This window comes from Hydrogenivirga sp. 128-5-R1-1 (assembly GCF_000171895.1).
Genome location: NZ_ABHJ01000150.1, coordinates 1 through 2231, shown reverse-complemented (window position 1 = coordinate 2231; position 2231 = coordinate 1). Strand labels below are relative to the sequence as shown.

Below are 2231 nucleotides of genomic sequence, written 5' to 3'. Positions count from 1 at the left end.
ATCGTTTTTTGAAAATCTAAATTTTATTGTACTTGATGAAATTCACACTTATAGAGGGATTATAGGTTCTCATATCTATAATATTATTAAGAGGCTAAAAAGAATAGTTAATTACTATAAAAGTAAAAAACCTGTTTTTATAACAAATTCTGCAACAATTCATAATCCAACAAAATTTGCAACTACCCTTATTGGTGAAGAAGTTATAGAGATAAACAAATCTGGAGCTCCAAGCCCTGAAAAAGTTGTCCAAATATTTAACAGAACAACAACAAATGAGCTTTCACATTTAATTGCTAAAAATATAATTGAAGACATTTCTACTATTATATTTGTTGATTCACGGAAAGAGGCAGAGCTTTTATCTTTAAGGGTTAAAGATACATTAAGAAAGATAGGCAGACCTGATTTAGAAGATAAAGTAAGTCCTTACAGGTCAGGATATACACCTGAAGAAAGAAGAGAAATAGAATTTAAGACCATGACCAGAAATATACTTGCGATAATATCAACAAGTGCACTTGAGATGGGAATAGATATAGGAGATTTAGAATGCTGTATACTTGCAGGCTACCCGGGAACCCTTGCACAGCTGTGGCAGAGATTTGGAAGAGCAGGAAGAAGGGATAAAAAAGCCTACAACATTTTAATCCCAAGGAAAAATGCCCTTGACCAGTATTTTGTAAAAAACCCAGAAGAACTTTTCTTAAGACAAATGGAAGAACCTGTAATAAACCCTAAAAACAAGTATATTTTAAGAAAACACATTCCTGTAATGGCTGCAGAGCTTCCAGTGAAAATATCAGAACTGGACGAAGATGAAAAAGAAGTTGCCCGCCAGCTTTACAAAGAGAAAAAATTAAGATTTTCAAATAACAAGCTGTATGCTTCAAGACAGGAACCTTTCAGTATAAGGTCAGCAGGTAGTAGCTATAAAATAGTTGAAACTATAAAAGACAAAGTCATTGGAGATATATCAGAAGACATACTATTATATGAAGCACACCCTGGAGCAATATACCTGCATAACGGAGAAAAATTTGTTGTTGAATATGTTGACCAGAAAGAAAAAACTGTATATGTTGTAAAATCTAATGTTTCTTACATTACAGAACCTTTGAAAGAATCATTTATTGATATTATTGAAATAGAAGGACATAAAAAGATAGGGAAAATTGAGATTTTTAAAGGAAAAGTTAACGTAAAGACCACAGTTTTAGGATATTCTATAAGAGATTTAGAAAGAGATAGAAAGCTTGATGAGGTGTTTTTCCATGAAGAAGAGAAAATGACAAGAGAGTTTGAAACTCAAGGGTTCTGGTTTACTGTCCCTGAGTTTTTAGAAAAAGAGATTATCAAAAAAAATTTTAAATTCAATATTAGGATTTTAAGAAACTTTTTAAAAGAAAAAGATAAAGAACACCCTGGATTTTTTGTCTACAAAAATATAGCATTTGAAAATTTAGATATGTTTAAAAGAAAAGAGGATTTTGATTATTTTGAAATGGCTCAAAAGGCAATAAAACCTTTTATAGACAAACTACCAGAAAAAGATAAAAATACTTACAGTGAAATAATAAAAAGAATAAAAGAAAGAAAAAATGCATTTTTAGGTGCACTACATGGAGTAGAACATTCCTTAATAGGTATTTATCCACTGTTTGCAATGAATGACAGATGGGATATAGGAGGTATATCAACACCTTTTTCACCAGATACTGCAAAACCAACTATTTATATTTATGATGGATATGAAGGCGGTGTTGGATATGCTGAAGTTGGATTTCACAAACTTCCTAAAATGATGGAAAGCGTTTATAAGAATATCTCTAAATGTAGCTGTGTGAACGGCTGTCCTTCCTGTATTTTCTCTCCAAAATGCGGAAATTCAAATGATTATCTTGATAAAACAGCTTCTATATTTTTGTCTCATTTTTTACTTAAAGAATTACTTAAATCCTGACTGGATAGCTTCCATAGTTCTGCCTTCTTTTGTGGTTGATTTCTTTTTAGATGGAGCTTTGTAATAGTTCGGAGGCGGATTTTCATTTGCGTTTACATAATTATCTGCATGTTTTGGATTTGCTTTATAGTAATTGGGAACAGTTTTATAATACTGGGCTTTGTAATAATTCCCTGCTTTTTAGGATTTGCCTTATAGTAATTAACACTTGAAGGAGAAAAAAATCCATATCTTTTGTTATATACCCAATAAGAAACCCACCTAAGAC

At 31.3% G+C, this 2231-nt stretch carries 1 protein-coding gene; it reads left to right on the top strand.

What is annotated here, in order from left to right:
- A partial coding sequence (locus HG1285_RS04045; protein ID WP_008288732.1) for a Zn-binding domain-containing protein occupies positions 1-1963 on the top strand: 1963 nt, incomplete at its 5' end.
- Between the last annotated feature and the right edge of the window lie 268 nt (positions 1964-2231).